This window comes from Dietzia aurantiaca (genome assembly GCF_021033825.1).
Taxonomy (GTDB): domain Bacteria; phylum Actinomycetota; class Actinomycetes; order Mycobacteriales; family Mycobacteriaceae; genus Dietzia; species Dietzia aurantiaca.
The window spans coordinates 117,177-140,610 of record NZ_JAIFXZ010000008.1; the positions used below are offsets into that span (position 1 = coordinate 117,177).

Annotated in this window: 21 protein-coding genes, 1 pseudogene and 1 riboswitch; of the genes and pseudogenes, 12 read left to right on the plus strand and 10 right to left on the minus strand. The window is 67.9% G+C overall.

Going from position 1 to position 23,434, the window contains the following annotated elements; all coding sequences use genetic code 11:
• Positions 1-123: 123 nt before the first annotated feature.
• The 4 genes from K3888_RS10370 to K3888_RS10385 form a co-directional block, all read right to left on the minus strand.
• Positions 124-990, minus strand: coding sequence for a type IV toxin-antitoxin system AbiEi family antitoxin (locus K3888_RS10370; RefSeq protein ID WP_230930187.1), 867 nt, complete (start codon positions 988-990; stop codon positions 124-126).
• A 439-nt stretch (positions 991-1,429) separates the two neighbouring features.
• The gene (locus K3888_RS10375) at positions 1,430-1,930 is read right to left on the minus strand and encodes a hypothetical protein (protein WP_230930188.1); all 501 of its coding nucleotides are present in this window, start codon (positions 1,928-1,930) and stop codon (positions 1,430-1,432) included.
• Positions 1,927-3,096, minus strand: coding sequence for a homoserine O-acetyltransferase MetX (gene metX / locus K3888_RS10380; RefSeq protein ID WP_230930189.1), 1,170 nt, complete (start codon positions 3,094-3,096; stop codon positions 1,927-1,929). Before metX ends, K3888_RS10375 begins: the two co-directional genes overlap by 4 nt.
• 12 nt (positions 3,097-3,108) lie before the next feature.
• Positions 3,109-4,443 (minus strand): O-acetylhomoserine aminocarboxypropyltransferase/cysteine synthase family protein, encoded by a 1,335-nt coding sequence (locus tag K3888_RS10385; protein ID WP_230930190.1) that lies wholly within the window; start codon positions 4,441-4,443, stop codon positions 3,109-3,111.
• A 52-nt stretch (positions 4,444-4,495) separates the two neighbouring features.
• Positions 4,496-4,611, minus strand: a riboswitch (SAM riboswitch).
• Positions 4,612-4,797: 186 nt separating this feature from the next.
• Between K3888_RS10385 and K3888_RS10390 the strand changes: the two genes are divergently transcribed.
• From K3888_RS10390 to K3888_RS10415, 6 genes are all read left to right on the plus strand, one after another.
• Positions 4,798-5,709: a bile acid:sodium symporter family protein gene (locus K3888_RS10390; RefSeq protein WP_230930191.1), complete on the plus strand. Its 912-nt coding sequence runs from the start codon at positions 4,798-4,800 to the stop codon at positions 5,707-5,709.
• 50 nt (positions 5,710-5,759) lie between these two features.
• Complete coding sequence (locus K3888_RS10395; protein ID WP_295652240.1) at positions 5,760-6,965, plus strand: MFS transporter; 1,206 nt, start codon at positions 5,760-5,762, stop codon at positions 6,963-6,965.
• Between the two features lie 157 nt (positions 6,966-7,122).
• On the plus strand, positions 7,123-7,713 hold the full coding sequence (locus tag K3888_RS10400; protein ID WP_230930192.1) for a hypothetical protein: 591 nt from the start codon (positions 7,123-7,125) through the stop codon (positions 7,711-7,713).
• Entirely contained in the window at positions 7,658-8,815 is a 1,158-nt protein-coding gene (locus tag K3888_RS10405; RefSeq protein WP_269075040.1) for an XRE family transcriptional regulator, read from the plus strand. Before K3888_RS10400 ends, K3888_RS10405 begins: the two co-directional genes overlap by 56 nt.
• Before the next feature lie 117 nt (positions 8,816-8,932).
• Positions 8,933-9,787: an exodeoxyribonuclease III gene (locus K3888_RS10410; protein ID WP_230930194.1), complete on the plus strand. Its 855-nt coding sequence runs from the start codon at positions 8,933-8,935 to the stop codon at positions 9,785-9,787.
• 36 nt (positions 9,788-9,823) lie between these two features.
• Positions 9,824-10,282, plus strand: coding sequence for a PPOX class F420-dependent oxidoreductase (locus K3888_RS10415; protein ID WP_230930195.1), 459 nt, complete (start codon positions 9,824-9,826; stop codon positions 10,280-10,282).
• A 24-nt stretch (positions 10,283-10,306) separates the two neighbouring features.
• On the opposite strand, the gene K3888_RS10420 is transcribed toward K3888_RS10415, so the two are convergent.
• The 3 genes from K3888_RS10420 to K3888_RS10430 all read right to left on the minus strand — a co-directional run bounded on the left by K3888_RS10420 (position 10,307) and on the right by K3888_RS10430 (position 13,051).
• A complete protein-coding gene (locus K3888_RS10420; RefSeq protein ID WP_230930196.1) occupies positions 10,307-11,041 on the minus strand; it encodes a hypothetical protein in 735 nt (244 codons plus the stop codon).
• Positions 11,042-11,777: 736 nt separating this feature from the next.
• Positions 11,778-12,740: a hypothetical protein gene (locus tag K3888_RS10425; RefSeq protein WP_230930197.1), complete on the minus strand. Its 963-nt coding sequence runs from the start codon at positions 12,738-12,740 to the stop codon at positions 11,778-11,780.
• A gap of 56 nt (positions 12,741-12,796) precedes the next feature.
• Positions 12,797-13,051, minus strand: coding sequence for a helix-turn-helix domain-containing protein (locus K3888_RS10430; RefSeq protein ID WP_230930198.1), 255 nt, complete (start codon positions 13,049-13,051; stop codon positions 12,797-12,799).
• Between the two features lie 58 nt (positions 13,052-13,109).
• Here K3888_RS10430 and K3888_RS18005 point away from each other — a divergent pair.
• The 6 genes and pseudogenes from K3888_RS18005 to trpS form a co-directional block, all read left to right on the plus strand.
• Positions 13,110-13,442: pseudogene (locus K3888_RS18005) on the plus strand (IS1634 family transposase); the annotation flags it as partial.
• Between the two features lie 153 nt (positions 13,443-13,595).
• Positions 13,596-14,972: a sensor histidine kinase gene (locus K3888_RS17860; protein WP_443652044.1), complete on the plus strand. Its 1,377-nt coding sequence runs from the start codon at positions 13,596-13,598 to the stop codon at positions 14,970-14,972.
• Positions 14,969-15,667, plus strand: a complete 699-nt coding sequence (locus tag K3888_RS10445; protein ID WP_230930201.1) for a response regulator — start codon at positions 14,969-14,971, stop codon at positions 15,665-15,667. The genes K3888_RS17860 and K3888_RS10445 overlap by 4 nt, the downstream gene beginning before the upstream one ends.
• A 212-nt stretch (positions 15,668-15,879) precedes the next feature.
• Entirely contained in the window at positions 15,880-16,716 is an 837-nt protein-coding gene (locus K3888_RS10450; RefSeq protein ID WP_230930202.1) for an ABC transporter ATP-binding protein, read from the plus strand.
• The gene (locus K3888_RS10455; protein ID WP_230930203.1) at positions 16,713-19,181 is read left to right on the plus strand and encodes an ABC transporter permease; all 2,469 of its coding nucleotides are present in this window, start codon (positions 16,713-16,715) and stop codon (positions 19,179-19,181) included. The genes K3888_RS10450 and K3888_RS10455 overlap by 4 nt, the downstream gene beginning before the upstream one ends.
• Positions 19,182-19,252: 71 nt before the next feature.
• A complete protein-coding gene (trpS, locus tag K3888_RS10460; protein ID WP_230930204.1) occupies positions 19,253-20,305 on the plus strand; it encodes a tryptophan--tRNA ligase in 1,053 nt (350 codons plus the stop codon).
• 300 nt (positions 20,306-20,605) lie between these two features.
• On the opposite strand, the gene K3888_RS10465 is transcribed toward trpS, so the two are convergent.
• The 3 genes from K3888_RS10465 to K3888_RS10475 form a co-directional block, all read right to left on the minus strand.
• A complete protein-coding gene (locus tag K3888_RS10465) occupies positions 20,606-21,580 on the minus strand; it encodes a ribonuclease HI family protein (protein ID WP_230930205.1) in 975 nt (324 codons plus the stop codon).
• 280 nt (positions 21,581-21,860) lie between these two features.
• Positions 21,861-22,115, minus strand: a complete 255-nt coding sequence (locus K3888_RS10470; RefSeq protein WP_230930206.1) for a hypothetical protein — start codon at positions 22,113-22,115, stop codon at positions 21,861-21,863.
• 74 nt (positions 22,116-22,189) lie between these two features.
• Positions 22,190-23,419, minus strand: a complete 1,230-nt coding sequence (locus tag K3888_RS10475) for a fatty acid desaturase family protein (RefSeq protein ID WP_230930207.1) — start codon at positions 23,417-23,419, stop codon at positions 22,190-22,192.
• Positions 23,420-23,434: the final 15 nt, after the last annotated feature.

Genomic DNA, 23,434 nt, shown 5'->3' on the forward strand with positions numbered 1-23,434 from the left:
TCCCGAGCCCTTCATACGTTGCCCTTCAAGTCCGCCGCCACCCATCCGATATCGCGCTGCCTGCCAGATCTGGCAGGCAGCGCGATATCGGATGGGTGACGTTCAGCCGGCGGTGCTCAGGGGTCACGCTGCGGCGTGACGAAGCACCCGCTTGATTCGTGTAGCGAGGGCATGGGGCTCCTCGAGATCGCGCCATCGCCAGTGCAGAATCCGGTAGCCGAGAGCCATGAGTTCGGCGTCCCGATCCTTCTCCTTGCCCAGGCGGCGCCGCGTCTCGGCGGGGGACAGCCCGTCGAAGTACTTACCGAAGCCGTCACATTCTCCGATCACCCCGTACTCGGACCAGAGGAAGTCCACGCGGGCGATCAGTACCCCGCGGGGGTTGCGGATCTCGACCTGTGTCTCAGGCTCAGGCAGCCCGAAGTCGCGAAAAGTCAGTCGACTCAGAGTCTCGGCCACACTCTCGCTTCGTCCGTCGACGAGGCTCATCGAGCTTCGGGCACGCTTGATCCCGCGGCGACCCGCAGCCCCGTCCAGCGCATCATCGAGCGCCTCCCTCGTGACGATCTCGTTATGCAGCGCAGCGTCGGCGGTCGTCACGGAGGTGTCTCTGTTCGTCGACATCGCAATGTCCGTCACCGTCCGCGCAGGGGTGGTGACCCGCAAGCCGTCGACTGTCATCAGATGCCCCGACAGCTCGGGCACGGAGCGGAACGTGGTCAGTGCAGAGCTGCGCGTACGCGGCTCCGGCCCTTCCTCACACACTGTCACCTTTCGAAGCGGGAGCCCCCAGTCCGGGAGCCCGTGGATCAGCGCCGCGGAGGAGTGGGAGAACACCGGCGCGTCGAGGGCGATGTCCGCAGCGAGAACCGCCAGGAGATGCCGTTCACGTCGTTGGAGTTCACGAGCTCGGCCGTTGACAAAAAACCCGGGTCTGAGCCGGATCAGCTCGCCGGACTCCACCGCGCCCCTCACGGTGTGAGAAGTCATGCCCCGACTGAGGAGCTGATCGGTGGTGAGAAGCATTGCGAGGAGATCTTCTGGAAAATTCACACCCTCGATGATCTCGACCGCCCAGCTGAGAACTCCCCTGAAAGAAACCGGCGAACGACCGCCTGTGGAGAATGCCGGCACTGTGAATCAACCAGGCCGGCTCTGCGATACGGGTCAGAGCAGCGGGAAGCGTGGTGCCCACGAACTTCAAAGGGACGATCTGACGAGACGGCGCACCGCTATCTCGCAGTTCGCCCATCCGATGTCGCGCCACCTGCCAGATCGCGTAGGCGGCGCCATATCGAATAGGCGGCGTTGCGGAAGGCGGGGAGTGGCCCTGTGATGCCGAAGGCGGGCGGGATGCGGCGGGGCGGGATGCGGCGGAAAGATCGCGGCGGGGCGAAAGCGCGGGCAGAACGCGCCGGAGCAGGCCGCGTCAGCGGAGGCGCAGCGGGACGCCCTCACGGATGTGCTCGCGGACATCGTCCGAAGTGATCAGGTAGCCCATCGCGACCAGCGCGAGCAACGAGAACACGGTGCCGACCACCGAGATGAAAGTCAGACTGTCCAGCACCATGCGGGCCGCTGAACTCAACGCCAACAAAGTCACGGCGGAGCTGATCACCACCAGCGACGCACGGTGGGCGCGCCACAGCAGCACCGCGCCGACGATGAGCAGCAGCCCCAGCACCAGCGAGGACACGGCGGAGATGATCATCGGCCCGAAGCCGGAGGTGTCGAAGCCGCCGGAGGCGGTGGCGGTCACGCCCAGCACGGTGGCGAAACCGATGGACACCCCGATGATCCCGAACCCCGCAGACAGTCCGGTGAGCACCATGGCGGTGGGCCGGGGGGTGTGGTCCGGGTCGCGGCCGGCTCCGGGGTGGGCGGAGTCGGGGTGGACGTTGTCGTCGTCGTCATATTCCGGCACGGTCACGCCAGTCCTCGGGAACGCTCGATCGTGTCCTGTTCGGACAATTCCATGGTGCGCGCGAGCATCGGGCCCACCACGTCGTCCTCGGTGAGGAAGCCGTCGTGCCCGGCGGGGCTCTCGATCACGACGAGGGGATCGGCGCCCGGCAGCAGCGCGGCCAGCTCCTCCTGCTGACGCAGCGGGTAGAGCCGGTCGGTGGTCACGCCGCCGATCACGCACGGCACCGGGCAGGAGTGCAGTGCCTCCTCGACACCCCCGCGGTCCAGACCCACGTCGTGACGGTTGAGCGCGTCGGTCAGCAGCACATAGGTGCAGGCGTCGAAGCGGGAGACGAGCTTTCCGGCCTGGTGGTCGAGGTACGACTGCACGGCGAAGCGGCCGGACATCGACAGGTCCTCGGCGCGCGGATCCTCACCGGGCTGGGGCCGGTTGGAAAAGCGTTCGTCGAGCTCCACCTCGCCGCGGTACGACAGGTGGGCGATGCGGCGGGCGATGCCCAGACCGGTCACCGGCGTGCGACCGGTGCCGTGATAGCCACCCTGCTGCCAGTGGGGGTCGGAGGTGACGGCCATGATCTGTGCCGTCTGGATGCCGATCTGGTCGGCGGAGGCGCGGGCCCCCACTGCCAGCACACAGGCGGCGCGGACACGCTCGGGATGGGTGATCATCCACTCGAGCGTGCGGGCCCCACCCATCGACCCTCCGATCACCGCAGCCCAACGCTCGATACCCAGCAGGTCGGCGAGCATCCGCTCGGAGGTGACCATGTCCCGCACGGAGACGGCGGGGAAGCGGGCGCCCCAGTAGTGGCCGTCGGGGTGCAGTGAGCTCGGCCCGGTCGACCCACGGCACCCACCCAGGACGTTGACGGACACCACGCAGTAGCGGTCGGTGTCCAGCGGCAATCCGGGCCCCACCAGCCCGTTCCACCAGCCCGGGGTGGGGTGCAGTGAGTCGACAGGCCCCACGACGTGCGAGTCGCCGGTCAACGCGTGCTCGACGAGCACGACATTGGACCGATCCTCATTGACCCGCCCCCACCGCTGCACGGCGAGCGTCACCGCCGGGAGGACGACACCCGTGACCAACGTGATGTCGCCGATGGCGACGTGGCCGAGGGTGCCGTCACCCGGAGGGAGCAGCGCGAGCGGATCGGAGGCGGAGACCATGGGCGTGTGAGATCAGGAGATCGCGGCGAACCCGAGCTCGAGGTCGGCGATGATGTCCTCGACAGCCTCGATGCCCACCGACAGGCGGATGCTGGAGATGGACACACCGGCGTTGGCGTTGGATTCCGGGGTGCCCTGCGAGTGGGTCGTGGTGGCCGGGTGGCTCACGAGCGACCGCACGTCACCGATGTTGACGAGGCAGGAGTGCAGCTTGAGCGCGTCGATGAACGACCAGGCCCGCTTCTTGAGGTCCTCGTCCGAGGCGCCCTCGGGTGAGGTCAGCTCGAATGTGACGATCGCGCCGGCGCCCTTGGGGGAGATCTTCTTCTGGATGGCGTTCCAGGGCGAGGACGCCAGGCCGGCGTAGGAGACCGACGCGACGTCGCTGCGGGCCTCGAGCCACTCGGCGATCGTCTGCGCGTTGGACACATGCCGCTCGACGCGCAGGCTCAGGGTGTCGATGCCCTGCGCGATGGCCCAGGCGTTGAACGGGCTCGGCGCGGCGCCGGTGTCACGCAGCAGGGTGACGCGGGCCTTGAGCGCCAGGGCCGGCGCGCCGAGGTCGGCGTAGACGGCGCCGTGGTAGGCGGGGTCCGGGGTGGTGAAGGACGGGTAGAGGTCCTCGCCGTCGCGCTGCGCGCGCCAGTCGAAGGAGCCGCCGTCGACCAGGACGCCGGCCAGCGAGGAGCCGTGGCCGCCGAGGTACTTGGTGGCCGAGATGACGACGACGTCGGCGCCCAGCTCCAGGGGACGGACCAGGTACGGGGTGGCCGTCGTGTTGTCCACGATGAGCGGCGCCTGGTTGCGGTGCGCGATCTCGGCGATGGCCGGGATGTCGAGCACGTCGTTGAGCGGGTTGGAGATCGTCTCGGCGTAGAAGGCGCGGGTGTTGGGCCGGACGGCTGCCTGCCACGACTCGGGGTCGTCCGGGTTCTCGACGAACGTGGTCTCGATGCCGTACTTGGGCAGGGTGTGGCGGAGCAGGGCGTCGGTACCGCCGTAGAGGCGGGGCGAGGCCACGACGTGTCCGCCGGCCTGGAGGATCGACTGGATCGCTGCGGTCTCGGCGGCCTGGCCAGAGGCGAACATCGTGGCGGCGACGCCGCCCTCGAGGGAGGCGATACGCGCCTCGACCGCGGCGACGGTCGGGTTGGTGATGCGCGTGTAGATGGGGCCCATCTCGGACAGGGCGAACCGGTTGGCGGCCTGCTCGGCGTCCGCGAAGACGTACGAGGTGGTCTGGTAGATCGGAAGGTTGCGGGCGCCGGTGTCGGAGTCGACGGGCTGACCTGCGTGAACCTGGCGCGTCTCGAAGGCCCAGTCGGGATTGCTGTTGTCGTATGTCATAGGGGCCTGGCCCCTCCTCTCGTCAGAAGGGTCCGGCCGCTGAAGGACAACGGACCCGCGCTTGCCTGCCACCGTATGTGGTGTGGGCCAGGTCGTCTCCCGGGGCACCCCACCGCGGTGGAGGGTTGCCGTCCAGCGAGCCGGGGCTTGTCGCTGGAACTCATGACCTGGGGTCAGGCTAGCCTAGGCCGTTTACCGCCCGCAACGAGGGGCTACGTGACCGGCTGACTGATCCGGTCCCGTAGTCCGGAGTGTGGCCACCGCGACCCTCGGACGTGGGATATCGTCACCGGTCAGTGGTCCAGATCACAGGCGGCCCTTCCGTCGACGGACCGAGGACCGGAGGAGACCCCCGTGGACCAGAGTCCCCTGATCGAGATCGGCCTACCCATCGCGCTGGCGATCATCATGGTCGGCATCGGCCTGAGCCTGACCAAGGAGGACTTCGCCGTCCAGGCCAGGTCCCCGTGGGCCACCATCGTCGGCCTGGTCGCCCAGTTGATCCTCGTGCCGCTCGTGGGCATCGGGGTCACGATGATCTTCGACCTCTCGCCACTGCTCGCGCTCGGCGTCATCCTCGTGGCCGCCTCACCTGGCGGCGCCACATCGAATCTCATCACCTACCTGGCCCGCGGCAGCGTCGCGCTGTCGATCATCCTCACCGCCATCGCGTCGGTCGCGGTGATCCTCACGCTGCCGCTGTGGTTCGACATCGGGGCTCGTGTCATCCCCGGGGCCACCGACTACGACGTGACGGTCCCGCTCGGCCAGACCTTCGGGCTCCTGCTGGGCGTCATCCTCTTCCCCGTCGCACTGGGCATGCTCCTGCGAGCCCGCAAGCCGGCGCTGGCTGACCGGATCGAGCGGTTCGTCGGCGTCGTCGGGCTCGTCGTCCTGGTGGCGCTCATCGTGGGCATCGTGCTGGGGGAGCGGGACCGCATCGTCGACCTGGTCGCCTCCGTCGGCCCCGCGGTGATCGTCCTCAACGTCGCGGTGATCATCCTGGGTGGCCTGGTCGCCTGGGTCTGCCGCCTGGGCCGCGCCGAGCAGATCGCGATCGCTGTGGAGCTCGGGATCAAGAACACCACGCTCACGATGCTCATCGCGTTCACCGTGATCGGAATCGAGGAGGTCGGCCTCGCCGCGGCGGTCTACAGCATCGTCATGTACATCACCACGTTCGTATTGGTCTGGGGCGGCCGCCGGCTCATGCGTACGGCGCCCTTACCGGCGTCAGCTACCCCGGCAGGACTCGCCGCCCCCTGAACGGGTTGACCGCCACGGGAGCCGCCCGGCCCGCGGCGTAACCTGCTGCGGTGCCTCAGCCCGTCGCCGAACACCCCGGTTTCTCGCCTGCCCGCGTCCAGCTCGCGATCCTCGCCCTCGCGCTGGGCGGGTTCGGCATCGGCGTCACCGAGTTCGCCGCGATGGGCCTGCTCCGCTCGATCGCGGACAGCTTTGACATCTCCGAGCCGCAGGCGGGCACCGTCATCTCCGCCTACGCCCTCGGCGTGGTCGTGGGCGCCCCGCTGCTGACGGTGTGGACCTCCCGCTGGCGGAGGCGGACCCTGCTCATGGTCCTGATGGTGCTGTTCACGGCGGGCAACGTGGTCGCCGCGTTCGCGCCCACCCTCGAAACGCTGGTCGCCGCACGTTTCCTCGCCGGCATCCCGCACGGCGCGTACTTCGGCGTCGCCTCACTGGTCGCGGCCTCTCTCGCCGGGGCCGGCAAGCAGGCGCGGGCCGTGGCCCAGGTGCTGCTCGGTCTGTCCGTGGCGAACGTGATCGGCGTGCCGGTGGCCACCTGGCTCGGGGAGGCCGCGGGCTGGGAGTCCGCGTTTCTCGCTGTCGGAGTGATCGGCGCCGCGACCGTGGCGGCCATCCTCGTCGTCGTCCCCGAACCCACGGGGGGCGTCGTGGTCAGGGCGCGCGAGGAGTTGGCGGCGCTCGCCCGCCCGCAGATCCTCGCCACCCTCGCGGTGGGCGCCGTGGGCTTCGGCGGCATGTTCGCCATCTACACCTACATCCAGTGGACGATGGTCGACGTCGCCGGCATCGACCGCGCGTGGATGCCCGCTGTGCTGGCGGTGTACGGGCTCGGCATGGTCGCCGGCAACGTGGTGGGCGGCATCATCGCCGACCGCGACCTCGACCGTGGCCTGGTGGTCATCGGAGGCGTCATGACGGCCGTCCTGGCCCTGTTCTCGCTCGCGGCGCACAATCCGGTCACCGCGGTGATCGGGCTCTTCCTCGTGGGCGCCACCGGCTCGGCGCTCGTGCCCGGCCTGCAGACCCGACTCATGCGCTACGCCGGACGCGGGCAGACGCTGGCGGCCTCCCTCAACCACTCGGCGCTCAACGCCGCCAACGCGCTCGGGGCGTGGATCGGCGGCGTGGTGATCGCCCTCGGGTTCGGGTACACCTCACCGGCGCTGGCGGGTGCTGCGCTGGCCGCGGTGGGACTTGCGATCCTGGCGATCGCGGTGCGGGCCACACGCAAGGGAGAAACCGCGGCGCGCTGAGATGTCGTAGTGGTCTGAGAAGGTGTGCTCACGCGGGCGAGACAACCGACTCTCGTCATCAATTGAGAGGCTGTCCATGGACAACGCCGTACACGCCACACCGGGTCATCCAGCGTCGGAAGAGATCTTCGGACGCCTCGGGATCACGAAGCATGCCGTGATCGACGCAGTCCGAGACGGTCTAGCGGAAGGGCTCAGACTCGATGCCGCTGCGCCGAAGATCGCTCCGGGTTTCTACGCCTGGACGGGAACGGTCGCATCGATCCGTCGCCACCTCGTGACCGACGGTTGGAGACCGGCGGACAAGCAGAACCTGCCCACGATCGTGTCGCCGGACGGGCGTGTGCGCCTCATCGTGGCGAGTGGCGACTCGGGCACAGGTGACCCCGCGGCGACTCCGTCAACGTCGAACCCGAAAGGACGTGCGGTTGAAGAACACGTCCGGTCGAACGACCCCGGACGGCATCAGCAGATCCAACTCGCGCTGGACATCGACGTGGAGTCGAATCGAGACGAATCGGGAGCGTGCCAGACCTGGATGCTCTTGTACCGGCACGACATCGCGCGACTGAGAAGTGTCGCTGAGGTGTCCCTTCCGCTGGCGATCGAGGGTGGCAGGGTGACCGAGTGGGGTGATCGTGCCATCATCGAAACCCCCATACAATTCCCGGAGATGGAAGTGAGGCCGACCGATGTCTCCGCACTCGACGACGTCGACTTCGAGATCCATCCGGCACGAGAAGGCTGATGGATCGAGGCTGGCGGTCGCCCGGGTACGTGCGGGGATGACCAGGCGAGGCCTCGCGGATGCGGTGGGCGTCGCGCCGGCGACCGTGCGGACGTGGGAGGGCGGAGGCGTCCCGATCGAGCGATTGGATGCTCTCGCCACCGCCACCGGGGTGTCGCGGGTTTTTCTCGAACAGGACGAGCCGGACCCGCTCGAACAGAATGAGATTCACTTCCGATCACGGCGGACGGCGTCGGCGTCGTCACGGGCTGCGGCGGCAGGGGACGGGCTCGTCGGCATCGAGTTCTATCGCGCACTCGCGAGGCGGCTCGCGTTGCCCCCGGTCGATGTTCCGGTGCTGTCAGACGTCGGGGGCCCGGAGGAAGCCGCACGGGTCCTCCGGTCGGCATGGACCCTTGGGCCGGGGCCTCTTCCGAACCTCGTCCAACTGGCGGAGGCACACGGGGTGCGAGTGATGGGCTTAGAGGGGCGATCCGCTGACGTCGATGCCTTCAGTCTGTGGCGAGACCGCCGCCCGTACATCTTCCTCTCCCGACTGAAGACCCCGGAGCGATCGCGTTTCGACCTCGCCCACGAACTCGGCCATCTCGTTCTCCACGCTCATGAGCCGTATCCCACGGTCGAGTCGGAAAAAGAAGCCGACGCGTTCGCGTCCGAGTTCCTCCTTCCCGCGCTCTCACTACAGAGTGCAGGTCGGCCGGGTGCCGGAGTGGACTCGATCCTCGCCGCAAAACTCACATGGGGCGTGTCCGCGATGGCATACGTGGCCGGCCTCCGGCGAGCCGGGGTGGCGGGGGACTCCTCGGCCACCACGATGTTCCGTGATCTCTCCGCCAGGGGATACCGGCGAGCGGAGTCGGGCTCGTCGATGCCGTGGCCCAGATCCAGAGTGTTTGATGCGGCCCGGGAGATCCTGGGGCGGTCGATCGCGTCGGAGCTCGCGGCAGAAACCGGGCTGTCGCCAACGGACATCAACACACTCACCTTCGGCCAGCTCCCGGCGGTGGCCAGGCCCGGAGGTGGGCCCTCGGTTCCGGGCCCGGAACCGGTGGGCGGAGATCGTCGCGGCAGCGGACTTCGGCTGGTCGTCGGGGGCGCGTAGCTTCGCAGAGGCGGCTCGACCGGGGCCGTCGGCTCTCCCCGTGCCCTGCTCCCGGCGCGGCGGGCGGTGTCAGACTCGGCCCGGCCCGGCCCGGCGGTGTCGGGGGTGGTGGCTACGATGGCGGCCGTGAGCCTTACCGTGTCGACCGTCAACGTCAACGGGATCCGCGCCGCCGTCAAGCAGCGTTCGGAGACCAACCTCGGGTTCCTGCCCTGGCTGGAGGCCAGCGGGGTGGACATCGTCGCCCTGCAGGAGGTGCGCGCCGACGAGGACCAGACCCGCAAGGCGCTGGCACCCGCGCTCGAGGCCGGGTGGCACCTCATCGGGTCGCCCTCGTCCCTCAAGGGGCGTGCCGGCGTGGCGCTGTTGTCGCGGCAGGAGCCGGCCGAAGTGTGCGTCGGCCACGGGGACCCGGAGTTCGCCGAGTCCGGGCGATACATCGAGGCCGTCTACCCGGGCGCGGTCGACGGCGAGACCGTCACCGTGGCGAGCCTGTACCTGCCGTCGGGCTCGGCCAACACTCCCAAGCAGGACGAGAAGGACCGCTTCCTGGCGACCTTCCGGGAGTTCCTCGCCGAGCGGGCCGCGACCGTCGGGGCCCGTGACGGCCACGAGATGATCATCTGCGGCGACTGGAACATCGCCCACCGCGAGGAAGACCTGAAGAACCACAAGGGCAACCACAAGTCCTCGGGCTTCCTGCCGCACGAGCGCGAGTGGATGACCGGTGTGTTCGCCGAGGGCAGCGGCTGGACCGATATCGTCCGCCACCGCCGGCCCGACGAGGTGGGCCCGTACTCGTGGTGGTCTCAGCGCGGCAAGGCGTTCGACAACGACGCGGGCTGGCGCATCGACTACCACGTGGTGACCGACGGCCTGGTCGACCGCGCGGTGTCCGACCGGGTCGATCGGGCGAGCGCCTACGACATGCGCTGGTCCGACCACGCGCCGGTGACCGTCGTATACGAGTGACTGCGGCGCACCGTCGACTCTCGTAGCCTCGGGAGCATGACGAAGTACGCCACCGCCGAACGTCCCGATCGCACCGCGCTCGTCGAGTTCCTCTCGTCCCGCCACCGGGCCGTGCTCATCACCCGGCGGTCGTCTGGTGGCCTGCAGACCTCGCCGGTGACCTGCGGCGTCGACTCCGAGGGGCGGCTCGTCGTGGCCACCTATCCGCAGCGGGCGAAGGTGGGCAACATTCGCCGCGACCCGGCCGTGAGTGTGTGCGTCCTGTCGGACGACTGGAACGGCCCCTACGTTCACCTCGACGGCACCGCGGAGATCGTCGACCTTCCCGAGGCGGTCGAACCGCTGGTCGAGTACTTCCGCAGCGTCGCCGGTGAACACAGTGACTGGGACGAGTACCGCGAGGCGATGGTCCGCCAGGGCAAGAGCCTCATCCGCGTGACGATCGACGACTGGGGGCCCGTTGCCACGGGCGGTTTTCCGCCGCCGGTGGATTAGCCCCAGCGGACGGCGAACACCAGACTATCGATCCAGATCAACGGCGGTCAGAGACTGATCGCTCTGAAAATCAAAACCGAACTCACGGAAGCCGAAGTACTTGGGGACTACGCTCTCCGGGACCTCATACCGCCATGTCATGGGCACTGTTTGACCGGGCTGCGTGTTGGCATTGCAGTCCGGATTGCCGGGAACTCGGTACAGTTCGTCGACAGATGCGAACTGGCGTTCTTCAGGATCGAATAGAGTCGCTTGGACTGCTGCTCCGCACGTCAGGTCCCACGGCATCTTGCCAGTGTTCTCCACCTCGGTCATGATCGTGATGAACTTCTGACCCGGCGCCGCGTCAGTTGTGAGAATTTCGGCGACATCAGCGCGACGACCCTCTTCGCGGATGCTGGCACTCGGGCCCTCCTCGACGTTCAGGACGGTTAGTGTCACTCCGGTCGCTTCGACGGCGACGTTCTTGCCAGGAAAATCTCGGCCCGGCTCCGCGTTCTCATTCGGCTCCGAACTCGATTCGTTATTTGAAGCACGGGGAGACTCCGAGTTCGTCACTGATGAGTCGCCGTCAGAGGCTCCGATGACAAATCCCGCGATTCCTCCGATGATTAGTCCGAGCACTAGGCCTCCGACGCCGGTAGCCAGCACGGGTCCCTTTCCAGCGCTTCCAGCGGACGGGTGACCACCCGGAGTATTTGCTGCGTGCCCGCGAGCGTCCATGCGCATGGGAGTTGACTGCTCGTGCGGTTCGGCCATCTTGTGCTCCTAATCCTGACTTACCCTTCAGGTCGATCCTGAAGGGTAAGGAAAAGCTACTCGAAAGGTCGGACATTTGCGGCAGATGGGCAGCGCGCACAACGGTCAGGCCGGACGTGTTCCGAGATGTGAGGAGAGAAGCCGAACCAGTCACGCGGTGATTGGGTACCGATCACTTCGATAAACGCGTCGTATCACTCCGGCCAAGCCAGATCTACGGCGGCACCTGCCCGGTTCGATGAAGGGTCTGGGCTCACCAGTTGGCCGACCTCTGGAAGCAGTGCTCCCGGCGGAACGCGCAGAGCAAGTGCGAGCCTGTAAACAGTGTCCAGCCGAGGATTGGCGGGTGTTCCCCGGTGGCGTACGTTCGTCTCGATCGCGGAAATGATGTTGCGGCTCACACCGGACGCGTCTGCGACCACCGCTGCCGCCCGAGATCGCCGAGCTCATCGCTTAACTCGAAGCCTCATGACTTCCGCACTAAATTGAGCCAAGCCGGGGCGATCGTGGCGAGGGGCTTCTGGATGTGCTCCCGGACCAGTTGCGCGGCGGTCCGTCCCACGAGTGCTCGCCAGTACGGACGTCCGTGGAGGTCCTTGTGGTAGGAGCTTAAACCTGGATAGTTCCGATTCCGTATTCACTTATGAGTATCAGCTTAATTGTACTAATAGCATGCGCTTAGCGGAACATAATTGCAATAGCGAAATGCGGCGGAATTGGTCGGGGTGTGAAAGACTCAGTCTTTCTTGTCGTTTTTCCTTGACGGGATCAGCGCCGTCGAGCCTTTTTTGCCGGCGCGTTCGATCGCTCCTACTGCTCCAACCTCGAGTGCTAGCTCTGCCGTCGGGTTCATGGCTATTCCCATTTGCCAGTGGATGACTAAAAAAGTCCCGAACAGCAGGAGGTAAAGAATCCACTTAACAGTGTTTTGAGCCTGATCCGGCGTGAGGTTTAGGTAACTGACGAAGTAATTCTGGACGTACTTAACTACGAAGAAAAGTTCATCGTCTGCAGCGAGTTCATTAGAGAGTTTTTCTCCTGCGGCCTCGGGCGGTGCCGTGTCGGCAAACTTCCGGACCTGATCATCTTGTAGTGTCCGCGCCTGGAACAAGAAGGAACGTGCGGCGGGGGAGGACTTCAGGGATTCATTGAAGTTGAGTGCTGCCCTCAGAGAGTTGAACGACTCCCCGAAGTTCGAGAGTGCTCCCGTGTTGGCCAACCGCCACTGCTCGACGATCTTGCCGGCAGTATCGGCCAGGCCAGTTAGCCCCATGAGGGCCTTCGTGTCGACCCGGGTGCCAAGCTGTTCCGCAATGGTCGGTTCGTTGAAGGAGAAGAATGAGGTCGCGTTGTTCTTGACAAGGTAGTCGGCGATGGTTGGAGTCTTGAAACCGTAGTCAAGACTGGCCTTGAGTTGGGAGGGGAAGTCTGGGCGGGGAAACAGGTCCTGGAACGCTGCCTGTGCCGTTAGTCGTCCGCCCATCATCTCTTGCAGCTGAGCGTCGGCCATGGTCGTCGTCCCGAGACGGCCTGCAGTCTGCTTGCTAAGATGGTCCATCGCGTTTAGCTGGGGCGTCGCGAGCTTGGCGATCTCGAACGCGGGTTGGTTGATCTTCGGAATCATACCGGTGATCATCTGCTGCCGGGTTTGCTCCAAGAGCCGGTAGGTTTGGCCGCCCATGTAGTCCCGATAATCCACGCCGCCCCCTGGTTGTTGTCATATCGATCATACGGGGCGGGTACGACAGGCTTCCGTTACAAGTTTGTCCCGTCAGCTTCGTCCCGATGTACGACGTAGTACAAGCGAAACAGTCCGTCGTGTTCGCGGACTGTTTTAATGACGTGGCCTTCGCCGCGCAGATCGTGGATGCGGGCGCCGTAGCGGAACGAGAAGGTGTTCAGCGGCCGGTTCGTCGCCGAGCGCTGCTTCTGCAGCAGCTTGACGGTGCGGGCGTGCGTTGATTGTGGTTGGTGGCGCGGCTTCTTCGCGAGAGAAGATGGTGCTGTCATTGCTCACTCCGTTCGATCCGCACCTGCGCCAGATCCAATGCTTCGAAGCTCATCTTCGTCCCGAATTGATCTGACCGCCGACCAGGTGATCGACTCTTACCGGCAGCTGTTGAAAATCGAGAAGTCGTCCCGCATGTCCAAGTCGGATCTGAAGGCGCGGCCGATCTAACACCACAAACGTGACTCCATCGAGGCGCACCTGACCGTGGTGACGGTCGCGATGGCAGCGGGGCATCTGCTTGAGCAACGCTCCAGACTGTCACTGAAACGCCTGTTCAGGGTGCTGAAGTGGTACCGCCCCTTCGAGCTGACCATCGCCGGCCAACCCGTCCACGCAGCCTCGCCGCTACCGCCCGAGATCGCCAAGCTCATCGCCCAACTCGAAGCCTGATGACTTCCGTACGAAATTGACCTAAGTCGGGAATCGTGCAGCCAGGCCCGTTGATCAGTCACTATTATGATCGCGTCGGCTGGTCACCGCCGCGGAAGAGATCATCCCGCAGGATGATTCGGAGCGCGTTCGGGCCGAACTACAGTGGCGGGCATGTGTGCCGCCACAACTCCGCCTGCGCCGCCGAGTGGCCGCGTCGAGCGAGTTCTGGCGTTCCTGGAACGGCACCCCTGGATCACAGACGCTCTCTTCGTGGCGATCCCGTTGAGCCTGCTGACGTTTGCTGCCAGTCGCGACTCCTTCTACGGGCAGAACCCGCTCCTGCCGGGCTGGATCGAGCTGGCGGTGGCGCTCACCATGACCGGTGCGCTGGCGTTGCGCCGCACGTGGTTGGTCCCGGCCGCGATGACGGTCGCGGGAACGGCTCTGCTCATGGTGGTGCTGCTCATCCCTCCGTCCATCCAGATCGTGGCGGTGCCGATCACCGTCTACACGGTGGCGAAGTTCGGCAGCCCCAAGGTCTCCAGAGCGTTCCTGGGTCTCGGGCTGGCGGGCGCCGTGCTGGTGCTCGTGCCCTATGCGGCCAATGTGTTCTGGATCGGACCAGCGGACACCGGACCGTCCTCGGTCCCGACGCTCGGCTTCCAGGAGATCATCGTGGCGACCGTCGTCGCCGGCTTCTGCGCGTCCACGGTGATGGTCGCGTGGATGCTCGGCGAGGTCGGCGCCCGCGGCCACAGGCGTCTCGCCGAGATCGAGGAGCGCAATCGACTACTCATCAGGGAGCGGGCACACGAAGCCGCGGCCGCCGCCACCGACGAGAGACTCCGGATCGCGCGCGACATGCACGACGTGGTCTCCCACTCCCTGTCGGTGATGATCGCGCAGGCCGACGGTGGCCGGTACGTCGCGAGCACCGATCCACGGGCCGCCGAACGCGCATTGGGCACCATCGCGAGCACTGGCCGCGAGTCGCTGGTGGAACTGCGCCGGATGCTCGGGGTGCTGCGCAGCCCGGAAGATCCGGTGGACCATCGGCCGCAACCCAAGGCCACCGACCTCGCCGAGCTCGTCGCATCGGTGAGGGCCGCGGGACTGCCCGTCGCGTACTCGCCCCCTGACTGGCTGGGGGAGTTGCCCGAGGGGCAGTCGCTCGCCGTCTACCGGGTGGTGCAGGAAGCGCTGACAAACACGCTCAAACACGCTGGCCCTGACGCGCGCTCCGAGGTGGTCATATCCACCGTCGGCTCCGACCTCCTGGTCGAGGTCGTCGATCACGACCCGCAGGTGCGCGCCGGCCATTCCGGGTCCGGCGCCGCCACCGGGGGCGCGCGAGACGCGAGAGGCACCGACCACGAGCGTCCCGGTTCGGGAATTGAAGGAATGAAGGAGCGGGTCGCGCTGTACTCCGGGACGGTGGACGCCGGGTTCCAGGGCACGGGATTCGCGGTCCGCGCCCGATTCCCTCGCCCAGGACGACCCGCCAGCACGCCCAGGGAACGCCTCGCCGCCGGGGAGGGTCGGGGATGAGCCCTATTCAGGTCATGCTGGTGGACGACCAGCATCTGCTGCGCGCCGGCTTCGCGATGCTCATCGGATCGCAACCGGACATGGAGGTCGTCGCCGAGGCCGGAGACGGCGCCCGTGCGGTCGATCTCCTCCGCGAGCGGCCGGTCGACGTGATCCTCATGGACGTGCGCATGCCGGTCAAGGACGGCATCGCCGCCACGGAGGAGATCCTGGCGATGGTCGACGCCGGACAGATCCCGGCGGTCCGGATCGTCGTCCTCATCACCTTCGACACCGACGAGTACGCGTTCGCCGCGCTCAAAGCCGGCGCCGCCGGGTTCCTCCTCAAGGACGTCCCGCCCGAGACGCTGCTGGCCTCGATCCGTCAGGTGCACGAGGGCGGCTCCGTGGTCGCGCCGACCACCACCCGACGCCTGCTCGAGCACGTCGGTCCGATGCTGGTCACCTCCGACGCACCCGAATCGCCGCGCGACCGGGCACGACGGGCAGGGCTGACCGACCGCGAGACGGACATTCTCCTGGCAATGGTCACCGGCGACTCCAACGGTGAGATCGCCGGGCGGATGTATCTCTCCGAGGCGACGGTCAAGACCCACGTCAGGCGGGTCCTCGCCAAGTTGGACGCCCGGGACCGCGTGCAGGCGGTGGTCTGGGCCTACGAGCACGGGGTGGCGGGCCCGGGCGCTGTCCGCTGACGTAGAGCCGCCCCGACACGTCGGCGCGGCCCGCCGCCGCTGGACCGCCCCGTGGTCGGCCCGCCAACGGCGGATCGCCTCATCCCCGCGAGGGTGCGGCGTCATCCCACAGGATGAGCCCCGGGCGCGGAGGAGAGCCTCTAGGAGGATGTCTGCGCAGGTCACGGCTCCATACGGTGGTCATCGTCAACAACACCGCCAAGGAGAACACGATGACCGAGACCTCAAGCGGCTCCGGAGGGACCGCCTCCGTGCGGGCCGCAGACGCCACCGGCCACGCCGCCGTCCGGGCCGCAGACGTCACCCGCCGGCACGGCAGCGGCGAGAACCAGGTGCTCGCCCTCGACGGGGTCAGCATCTCCGTCGATGCCGGCCGGTTCACGATGATCATGGGCCCGTCGGGGTCCGGCAAGTCCACGCTCATGCACGTGCTGGCCGGCCTCGACTCGCCTGACGAGGGTCGGGTGTTTCTCGGCCGTCGCGAGATCACGGGGATGAGCGACAAGGCGCTGACCACACTGAGACGCACCCGCACGGGATTCGTCTTCCAGTCCTTCAACCTGATCCCGACGCTCAGTGTGCGCCAGAACATCGGCCTGCCGGCTCAGCTGGCCGGCGAGAAATTGGATGCCGGCTGGGTCCGGACCGTCACCGACCGGCTGGGTATCGCGACGTTGCTTGATCGCAAACCCCATGAACTGTCCGGTGGGCAGCAGCAGCGCGTGGCGGTGGCCCGGGCCCTGGTGACCCGGCCCGCAGTCGTCTTTGCCGACGAACCCACAGGCAACCTCGATTCGGCCTCGGGGGCGGAGGTCATGCGCCTGCTCTTCGCCGCGGTTCGCGAGTTCGGGCAGACCGTCATCATGGTCACGCACGATCCCGGGCTCGCCGCGTACGCCGACAGGGTCATCATGTTGGCCGACGGCCGTCCGGCCGCTGATCTCGCCGCTCCGACCCCGGAGGCCGTCGCCGACACCCTGCTGCGTCTCAATCCGGGGCCGAGCGACGAGACCCTGCCGTTCGTCGAGCAGGAGGCACTCGCACGATGAGAACCGTTCTGATGTCCACGTTCCGCTCCGGCGGCGCCCGGCTGCTGGCCGCGGGGCTCGCGATCGCGATCTCGGTGGGTTTCGTCGTCGCGACCCTGGCCACGATGGACTCCTTCCAGTCGAGCATGCGCACCCAGCTGGCCGGCGAGTACGCCGGCGTCGGCGCCGTGGTGGATTCCCAGGGGCTCGACGACGACGACATCGGCCGCGCGCTCACCGCCCTGCAGGAGCACGGGGGTGTCGGGAGCGCCGGTGCTCACTCGACATCGTTCTTCCAGACGCAGATCGATGGTCGGCAGTACAGCACTGTGGCCCGGAACCTGCCGAATGCCGACCTGCGTGCGGAAGAGTTGGCCGCCGGCCGGTGGCCCACCGAGCGGCACGAGACCGCCGTCGACGACGCGACCGCGCAGGACCTGGGACTGGCGGTGGGGGACACGCTGACGCCGACGGTGTACGACGACGCCGGCCGCGAGCAGCCGGGCCCTTCTCTCAAGATCACCGGTCTCTACGCCGGCGTAGGGGTGTCCCCGCTGCCGACCGTGTTCGTCCTCGCCGAGGACCTGGCGGAGCTGGGCCGGGTCTCGACGACAGAGATCAGGATCGCCGCCCCGCTGGCCGGAGGTGACCACGAGGCACTCAAGGCGTCGGTGAGCGACGCAATCGAGGTGGCCGGAGTGGACGCCACCGTCCTCACCCAGCAGGAGATCGTCGACCGCGAGACGGAGAGGTTCTTCGGTGACGCCGCGATGCTCGCCGTGATCGTGCTGGCCTTCACCGTCATCGCACTGCTGGTGGCGGCCCTGGTGATCATGAACACCTTCGATGTGCTCATCGCCCAGCGCACCCGGCAGCTGGCACTGCTGCGGTGTCTCGGCTCGACCTCCGGCCAGGTCAGGCGACTGGTGCTGCTAGAGGGAGCGTTGGTCGGCGGCGTCGCCTCCCTGCTCGGCACGGCCGGCGGCTTCGGACTCGGACACGTGCTCGCCGCGGTGAGTGGGAGTGTGCCGGGCCTCGCCGCGCTCGAACCGCCCGTGCTGCACTGGTGGATCGTCGTGGTCGGGATGGTCCTCGGCGTGGCGGTCACCCTGCTGTCCGTGTCCCTGCCGGCCCGCAAGGCCATGCGCACGTCGCCTCTGATGGCGATGCGCCCGCTCGAGGCGGTCGCGCCCGAGCCCCGATCGCGCATGTGGACCACGATCCTCGGCTCGGCACTCTTCGTCGGGGGCATCGCGGGGATGGCCGTCGCGGTCGCGGCGGCCCGGATGGTCATCGCCATACCTGCCGCAGCGGTCACGGCGATCGCTTTGATCGTCCTGCTCCGAGTGACAGCGGCCCCGATGATCGCGGGACTGGCGGGCATGGTGCCCGGGAGGTGGCTGCCGTTCCGGCTGGCCGCTCTGAACTCGAGGAAGCACCCGGGGCGCACGGCGACCACCACGATCGGCATGGTCATCGGCGTGACCATCGTCACCACGATGATGGTGGGCGCGGCACTGGCCCAGGGGTCGATCTCCAGGGAGATCGATGCGCAACGCCCCATCGACATGTTCGTCACCAGTGAGGAGTCACGATTCCTTCAGCCGGCCGAGGTCGCCGCGGTCACCGATGCGGGGGGCGTTGTCCACGCCGAGGCCGTGCCGGGCACCCTCGCCCGCGTCGGCGACGAGGAGGTGCTGGTGCTCGGGGTCGACGAGTCCGTCGGGGAGACTTCCCGCCGGGACGATCCGGTGCCGGCCGCGGGCACCGCAGCCATCGGCGACGAACTGACGGACGTGGTCGGCGCCCCCGGCCCTCCGTTGACCCTTTCCGTCGCGGGCCGACGGGTGACCGTGGAGACGACCGCCGCCGAGTCCCCGTGGGCCGGCTCGATCCTGGTACCTATGGACACCCTTCTGGAGCTGGACCCCGGCGCCGACACCATGCAGATGTGGGCTCAGGTCGAGGACCTTTCGTCCGCGCGGCTGCAGACGCTGGCCTCGACGATCTCCGGCGATACCGGGCTGCAGGCGGAGGCCGGCCCGGCATTGGAACGGGCGATGATCGAGGAGATCATCACGACGATGCTCGGCATCGTGTTGGCCCTGCTGGCGGTGGCGATCGTGATCTCGGTGATCGGCGTGGCCAACACGCTCTCGCTGTCGGTCATCGAACGTACGCGGGAGTCCTCGTTGCTGCGGGCGTTGGGCCTGACCAGGGGGCAGATGCGCATGATGCTGGCTTGCGAGGCGGTCCAGATGACGGTCGTGGCTGCGGGAATCGGCATCATCGCCGGGACCGGCTTCGGCGCGGTCGGGATCGCCGCCCTACTGGGCGAGATGGATGTGCCGCTGGCCTTCAGCCTCCCGTGGGTCCAGCTGCTGCTGGTCGTCGGCGCGGCATTACTGGCCGGGCTCCTGGCCTCCGTGCTCCCGGCCCGACGGGCGGCGAGACTCTCACCGACCGTGGGGCTGGTCGCCGGCTGAACTCCGGCCAGGGTGGCTGCCGCCGTCGGTCGGCCGAGGCGGAGCCACCCGGGCGTGGGAAGATGGACGCCATGTCTGAGCAGTCCTCCTCCGCAGTGCCCACGCCCGCGAAGCGCCAGCGCGTCCTGTCCGGAATCCAGCCCACCGCAGACTCGTACCACCTCGGCAACTACCTGGGCGCCGTGCGGCAGTGGGTTGAGCTGCAGGACGACTACGACGCCTTCTACTTCATCCCGGATCTGCACGCGATCACCGTCAAGCAGGATCCGAAGGAGCTGCGGGAGCGTGTCTTCCGCGGCTGCGCGCAGCTGCTCGCGCTGGGTATCGACCCCGGGCGTTCGGTCCTGTTCGTGCAGTCGCACGTCCCCGAGCATGCCGAGCTGTCGTGGGTGTTGAGCTGCATCACCGGGTACGGCGAGGCCGCCCGCATGACCCAGTTCAAGGACAAGGCCGCCAAGCAGGGCACCGACGGCACCACCGTGGGACTGTTCACCTACCCGGTGCTCATGGCCGCCGACATCCTGCTCTACCGCCCCCACCTCGTGCCGGTCGGCGAGGACCAGCGACAGCACCTCGAGCTCACCCGTGATCTGGCGATGCGGTTCAACTCGCGTTACAAGAAGACCTTCGTGGTGCCCGAGGGCAAGATCCTCGAGGGCTCGGCCAAGATCTACGACCTGCAGGACCCCACTGCCAAGATGAGCAAGTCGGGCGCGAACCCCAAGGGCATCGTCAACCTGCTCGATGACCCCAAGGTCTCGGCCAAGCGCATCCGCAGCGCCGTGACCGACTCGGACGGCGACATCCGCTACGACCGCGAGATGAAGCCTGGTGTGTCCAACCTGTTGGTGATCCAGTCGTCGTTCACCGGGCGGCCGGTCGCCGACATCGTGGCCGACTACCAGGCCGCGGGCGCCCAGTACGGCTCGCTCAAATCCGATACCGCCGATGCTCTCGAGGCGTTCGTCACCCCGCTGCGAGGCCGGTTCGACGAGTTCATGTCTGACCGAGGCGAGCTCGAGCGCATCCTCGCCGACGGCGCCGAGCGGGCCCGCGCCGTCGCGAGCCCTGTTCTGTCCAAGGTCTACGACGCAGTCGGATTCACCGCGCCCCGCCGCGGCTGAGCCAGCTCGGGCTCCGAGGCGTTGGCCGCGCCGTCCCACCGACCGCACGGCTGCGCCTCCCGCGGTTGCAAGACATTGATCTCCGGATGCCTGACAAGAGGTGCGTTTTCGGGCTCCGGATTAGCAGCAAATGTCTTGCGAGCTTGAGGTCGTGTCTTGCAACCGCGGGCAGCGGGCGGGGCTGGCCGCGCCGGGCTGAGTCGGCGGGGCTGGCCGGGCTCGGGCCTAGCGGGCTGGCGCGGCGAGGCCGGGCCGTGACCTTCCGGGCCGGGTCCGGGCTTTGGCCTGCCGGGCCGTGGCTCAGGCCTCGCGGGTGCCCTGCTGGTAGACCTGCTTCCAGTCATCGCCCGTGCGCTGCCAGATCGAGCTGTGCAGCGACGACGCCCCGCCCGGGCTCGTCGCGCGCCAGAGCAGCAGCACCACGTCGTCGGAGAGTCGACGGGTCTCCAGCACCTCGAGTTCGATGCCGGCGAGGGAGGCCTCGGAGTCGCCGAGCTCGCGGCGGGTCCACGTCCGGCCCGCCGGGTCGACCTGCCGCCACCGCACATCGAGCAGCCGCGTGAGCTGTTTGCGGTCCCGACGGACGGCATCAGTGAGCAGCGACTGTTCGAGATCCACCACGAGCTCCTCGATCGCGGGCCCGGCGGCGGGCGCCCCGGGCCGCGAACCCGTCGCGCCGGGGGAGCCGGGCTCGCCAACCGAGAAGAGGTCGGGCTCGGACGTGTCGGCGGACCTCGTCGTCGTCGCCGGCACGGCACCACCGTCGGCGGCCGGGGGGACGGCCGGGTCGTCGCCCGCACCGACCGCGGTCGCGCCCGGGAACCCCGGGCCGGCCTCCGGCTGCTGCTTGGACGCGTGGGCCTTCGAGGCGCCGTTGGCCAGCGCGTCGGCCTTCTCGTTGAGCGCGTGACCGGCGTGGCCCTTGACCCACTCGAAGGTGACCTCGCGGCCCCGCATCGCCTCGTCGAGGGCCTTCATCACCTCGACGTTGAGCACCGGCTTGCCGTCGGCCTTCTTCCAGCCCTTGCGCTTCCAGCCGGCCATCCACTTGGTGATGGAGTTGATGACGTACTGCGAATCGCACAGCACGTGCAGTGGCTCGTCGACGTGGGCGGTCTGGCGCAGCAGATCCAGAACGGCGGCGAGCTCGCCCTGGTTGTTGGTGCCGCGCTTCCAGCCGCCGCAGCGCCAGCGGGCGTCGTCGATGTACCAGGCCCAGCCGGCGGGGCCGGGGTTTCCGAGGGCGGAGCCGTCCGCGGCGGCGATGATCGTCACGGGATGCGATCCTGCCACCGTGGTGGGCGTCACCGCACACCGGCCGCCACGCCGGCGAGGCAACCGGCCCGCTACCGGCGAACCGAGGCGGGCCGGAGGTGCGAAGCTACTGTCCGGCCGCCACCTCGCCTATCGGATGTCGCGCCACCTACCCAATTCGGTAGGTGGCGCGACATCCGATAGGCGAGGTGCAGCGCGGGTGGGGTTCTCCTGGCCGGATTGGCCGGATTGGCCGGATTGGCCGGATTGGCCGGCACCGCGGCGGGCGCGACGCGGCAGGTCAGCCCTGGAGGTCGCCGTCCTCGATGTCGTCGAGGTCGATCGGCCAGCCGGCCTCTTTGCCGTCCTGCTTCTCGGCCAGGCGGGCGGTGCGGGCGGCCTCGCGCATCTCGATGCCCTCGGTGACGAAGTCGCCCACCTCGCGGACGATCGACCCCACCGCGTCGGTGATGATGACCGTGATGCGGCCGACCAGCGACGCGCCCGCCTGGACGCCCGCCTGGATCTGGTCCTTGTTGCGCTCGAAATCGCTCATCGGGTGCATCCCCTCTCGTCCGTGATGAACCCGAAGGTACCCCGACCCGGGCCGGTGGTGAGGCTCTCCCCGGCTCAGGCGGCCGACATGTCCGTTGACGCCGTGCGACGCTCGATGATCACGGCGGGCGAGTCGGCCGGGGTGGGCGGCAGTGGGAGCGCGAGGCGGAACATCTTGGCCCACACGTTCGCCACCTGCTTCCACAGCGGCCCGGTGTTGTACGGCAGCCCGTGCTCCTCACAGATCCGGCGCACCTCGACCGCGATCTCCGGGTACCGGTGCGCGGGCAGGTCCGGGAACAGGTGGTGCTCGATCTGGTGGGACAGGTTGCCGGTGGCCAGGTGCATCAGCGGGCTGCCGGAGATGTTGGCCGAGCCCAGCATCTGGCGCACATACCACTCGCCGCGGGTCTCCTCGGCCGTCTCCTCCTGCGTGAAGACCTGCGCTCCGGAGGGGAAGTGACCGCAGAAGATCACCGAGAACGCCCACACGTTGCGGACCAGGTTGGCGGTGAGATTGCCGGCGAAGGTCAGCGGAAACAGTGGGCCGGTCAGCGCCGGGTGCACGATGTAGTCCTTGGCCACCTGCCCGCGGACCTTGCGCCACCAGCCGGCCACGAGCCCCTTGACGTCGGTCCACTTGCGCTTGCCCTTGAGCACGTTGTCGTACTCGAGGTCGTGCAGCATCACGCCCCACTCGAACAGCATCATCAGGGCGAACGCGTACACCGGGTTGCCCAGGCGGATCGGGTTCCACGGCTGCTCGTACTCCATACGCAGGATGCCGTAGCCGATGTCCCGGTCCAGGTCGAGGATGTTGGTGTACGTGTGGTGCATGTAGTTGTGCGAGTGCCGCCACTGGTCGGAGGGGCACACGTTGTCCCACTCGAAGCTGGATGAGTGGAGCATGTCGTCGCGCATCCAGTCGTACTGGCCGTGCATGACGTTGTGGCCGATCTCCATGTTGTCGAGGATCTTGGACGCACTCAGCGCGGCGACGCCGGCCAGCCAGGCGGGCGGGAGGAAGCCGAGGAACATCAGGCCGCGTCCCGCCAGTTCGAGACGACGTTGGGTGCGGACGACGCGCAGGATGTAGTCGCGGTCGGCGGTGCCGAGGTCGACGACGACACGGTCGCGGATCGCGTCCAGTTCGCGGCCGATGATCTCGACGGACTCCGCCGAGAGCACGATCGGCTCCGGCGCCGCGGCGGCCTCGGCGCGCTTGCCGGCTTTCGGGGCCTTGGCGGACTTGGTGGCCGCGGGTGCCTTGGCGGTCTTCAGGGTGGGCAGATTCAGGATTGCCATGGTGGGTGTCCTTCC

Bases quoted from the DNA above. Each gene is read 5' to 3' on its own strand.
- K3888_RS10370 (WP_230930187.1), bottom strand. From the start codon at position 990: ATGACTTCTCACACCGTGAGGGGCGCGGTGGAGTCCGGCGAGCTGATC.
- metX (WP_230930189.1), bottom strand. From the start codon at position 3,096: ATGGTCTCCGCCTCCGATCCGCTCGCGCTGCTCCCTCCGGGTGACGGC.
- K3888_RS10385 (WP_230930190.1), bottom strand. From the start codon at position 4,443: ATGACATACGACAACAGCAATCCCGACTGGGCCTTCGAGACGCGCCAG.
- K3888_RS10405 (WP_269075040.1), top strand. From the start codon at position 7,658: ATGTCTCCGCACTCGACGACGTCGACTTCGAGATCCATCCGGCACGAG.
- K3888_RS10410 (WP_230930194.1), top strand. From the start codon at position 8,933: ATGGCGGCCGTGAGCCTTACCGTGTCGACCGTCAACGTCAACGGGATC.
- K3888_RS10415 (WP_230930195.1), top strand. From the start codon at position 9,824: ATGACGAAGTACGCCACCGCCGAACGTCCCGATCGCACCGCGCTCGTC.
- K3888_RS10420 (WP_230930196.1), bottom strand. From the start codon at position 11,041: ATGGCCGAACCGCACGAGCAGTCAACTCCCATGCGCATGGACGCTCGC.
- K3888_RS10430 (WP_230930198.1), bottom strand. From the start codon at position 13,051: ATGACAGCACCATCTTCTCTCGCGAAGAAGCCGCGCCACCAACCACAA.
- K3888_RS17860 (WP_443652044.1), top strand. From the start codon at position 13,596: ATGTGTGCCGCCACAACTCCGCCTGCGCCGCCGAGTGGCCGCGTCGAG.
- K3888_RS10445 (WP_230930201.1), top strand. From the start codon at position 14,969: ATGAGCCCTATTCAGGTCATGCTGGTGGACGACCAGCATCTGCTGCGC.
- K3888_RS10450 (WP_230930202.1), top strand. From the start codon at position 15,880: ATGACCGAGACCTCAAGCGGCTCCGGAGGGACCGCCTCCGTGCGGGCC.
- K3888_RS10455 (WP_230930203.1), top strand. From the start codon at position 16,713: ATGAGAACCGTTCTGATGTCCACGTTCCGCTCCGGCGGCGCCCGGCTG.
- trpS (WP_230930204.1), top strand. From the start codon at position 19,253: ATGTCTGAGCAGTCCTCCTCCGCAGTGCCCACGCCCGCGAAGCGCCAG.
- K3888_RS10470 (WP_230930206.1), bottom strand. From the start codon at position 22,115: ATGAGCGATTTCGAGCGCAACAAGGACCAGATCCAGGCGGGCGTCCAG.
- K3888_RS10475 (WP_230930207.1), bottom strand. From the start codon at position 23,419: ATGGCAATCCTGAATCTGCCCACCCTGAAGACCGCCAAGGCACCCGCG.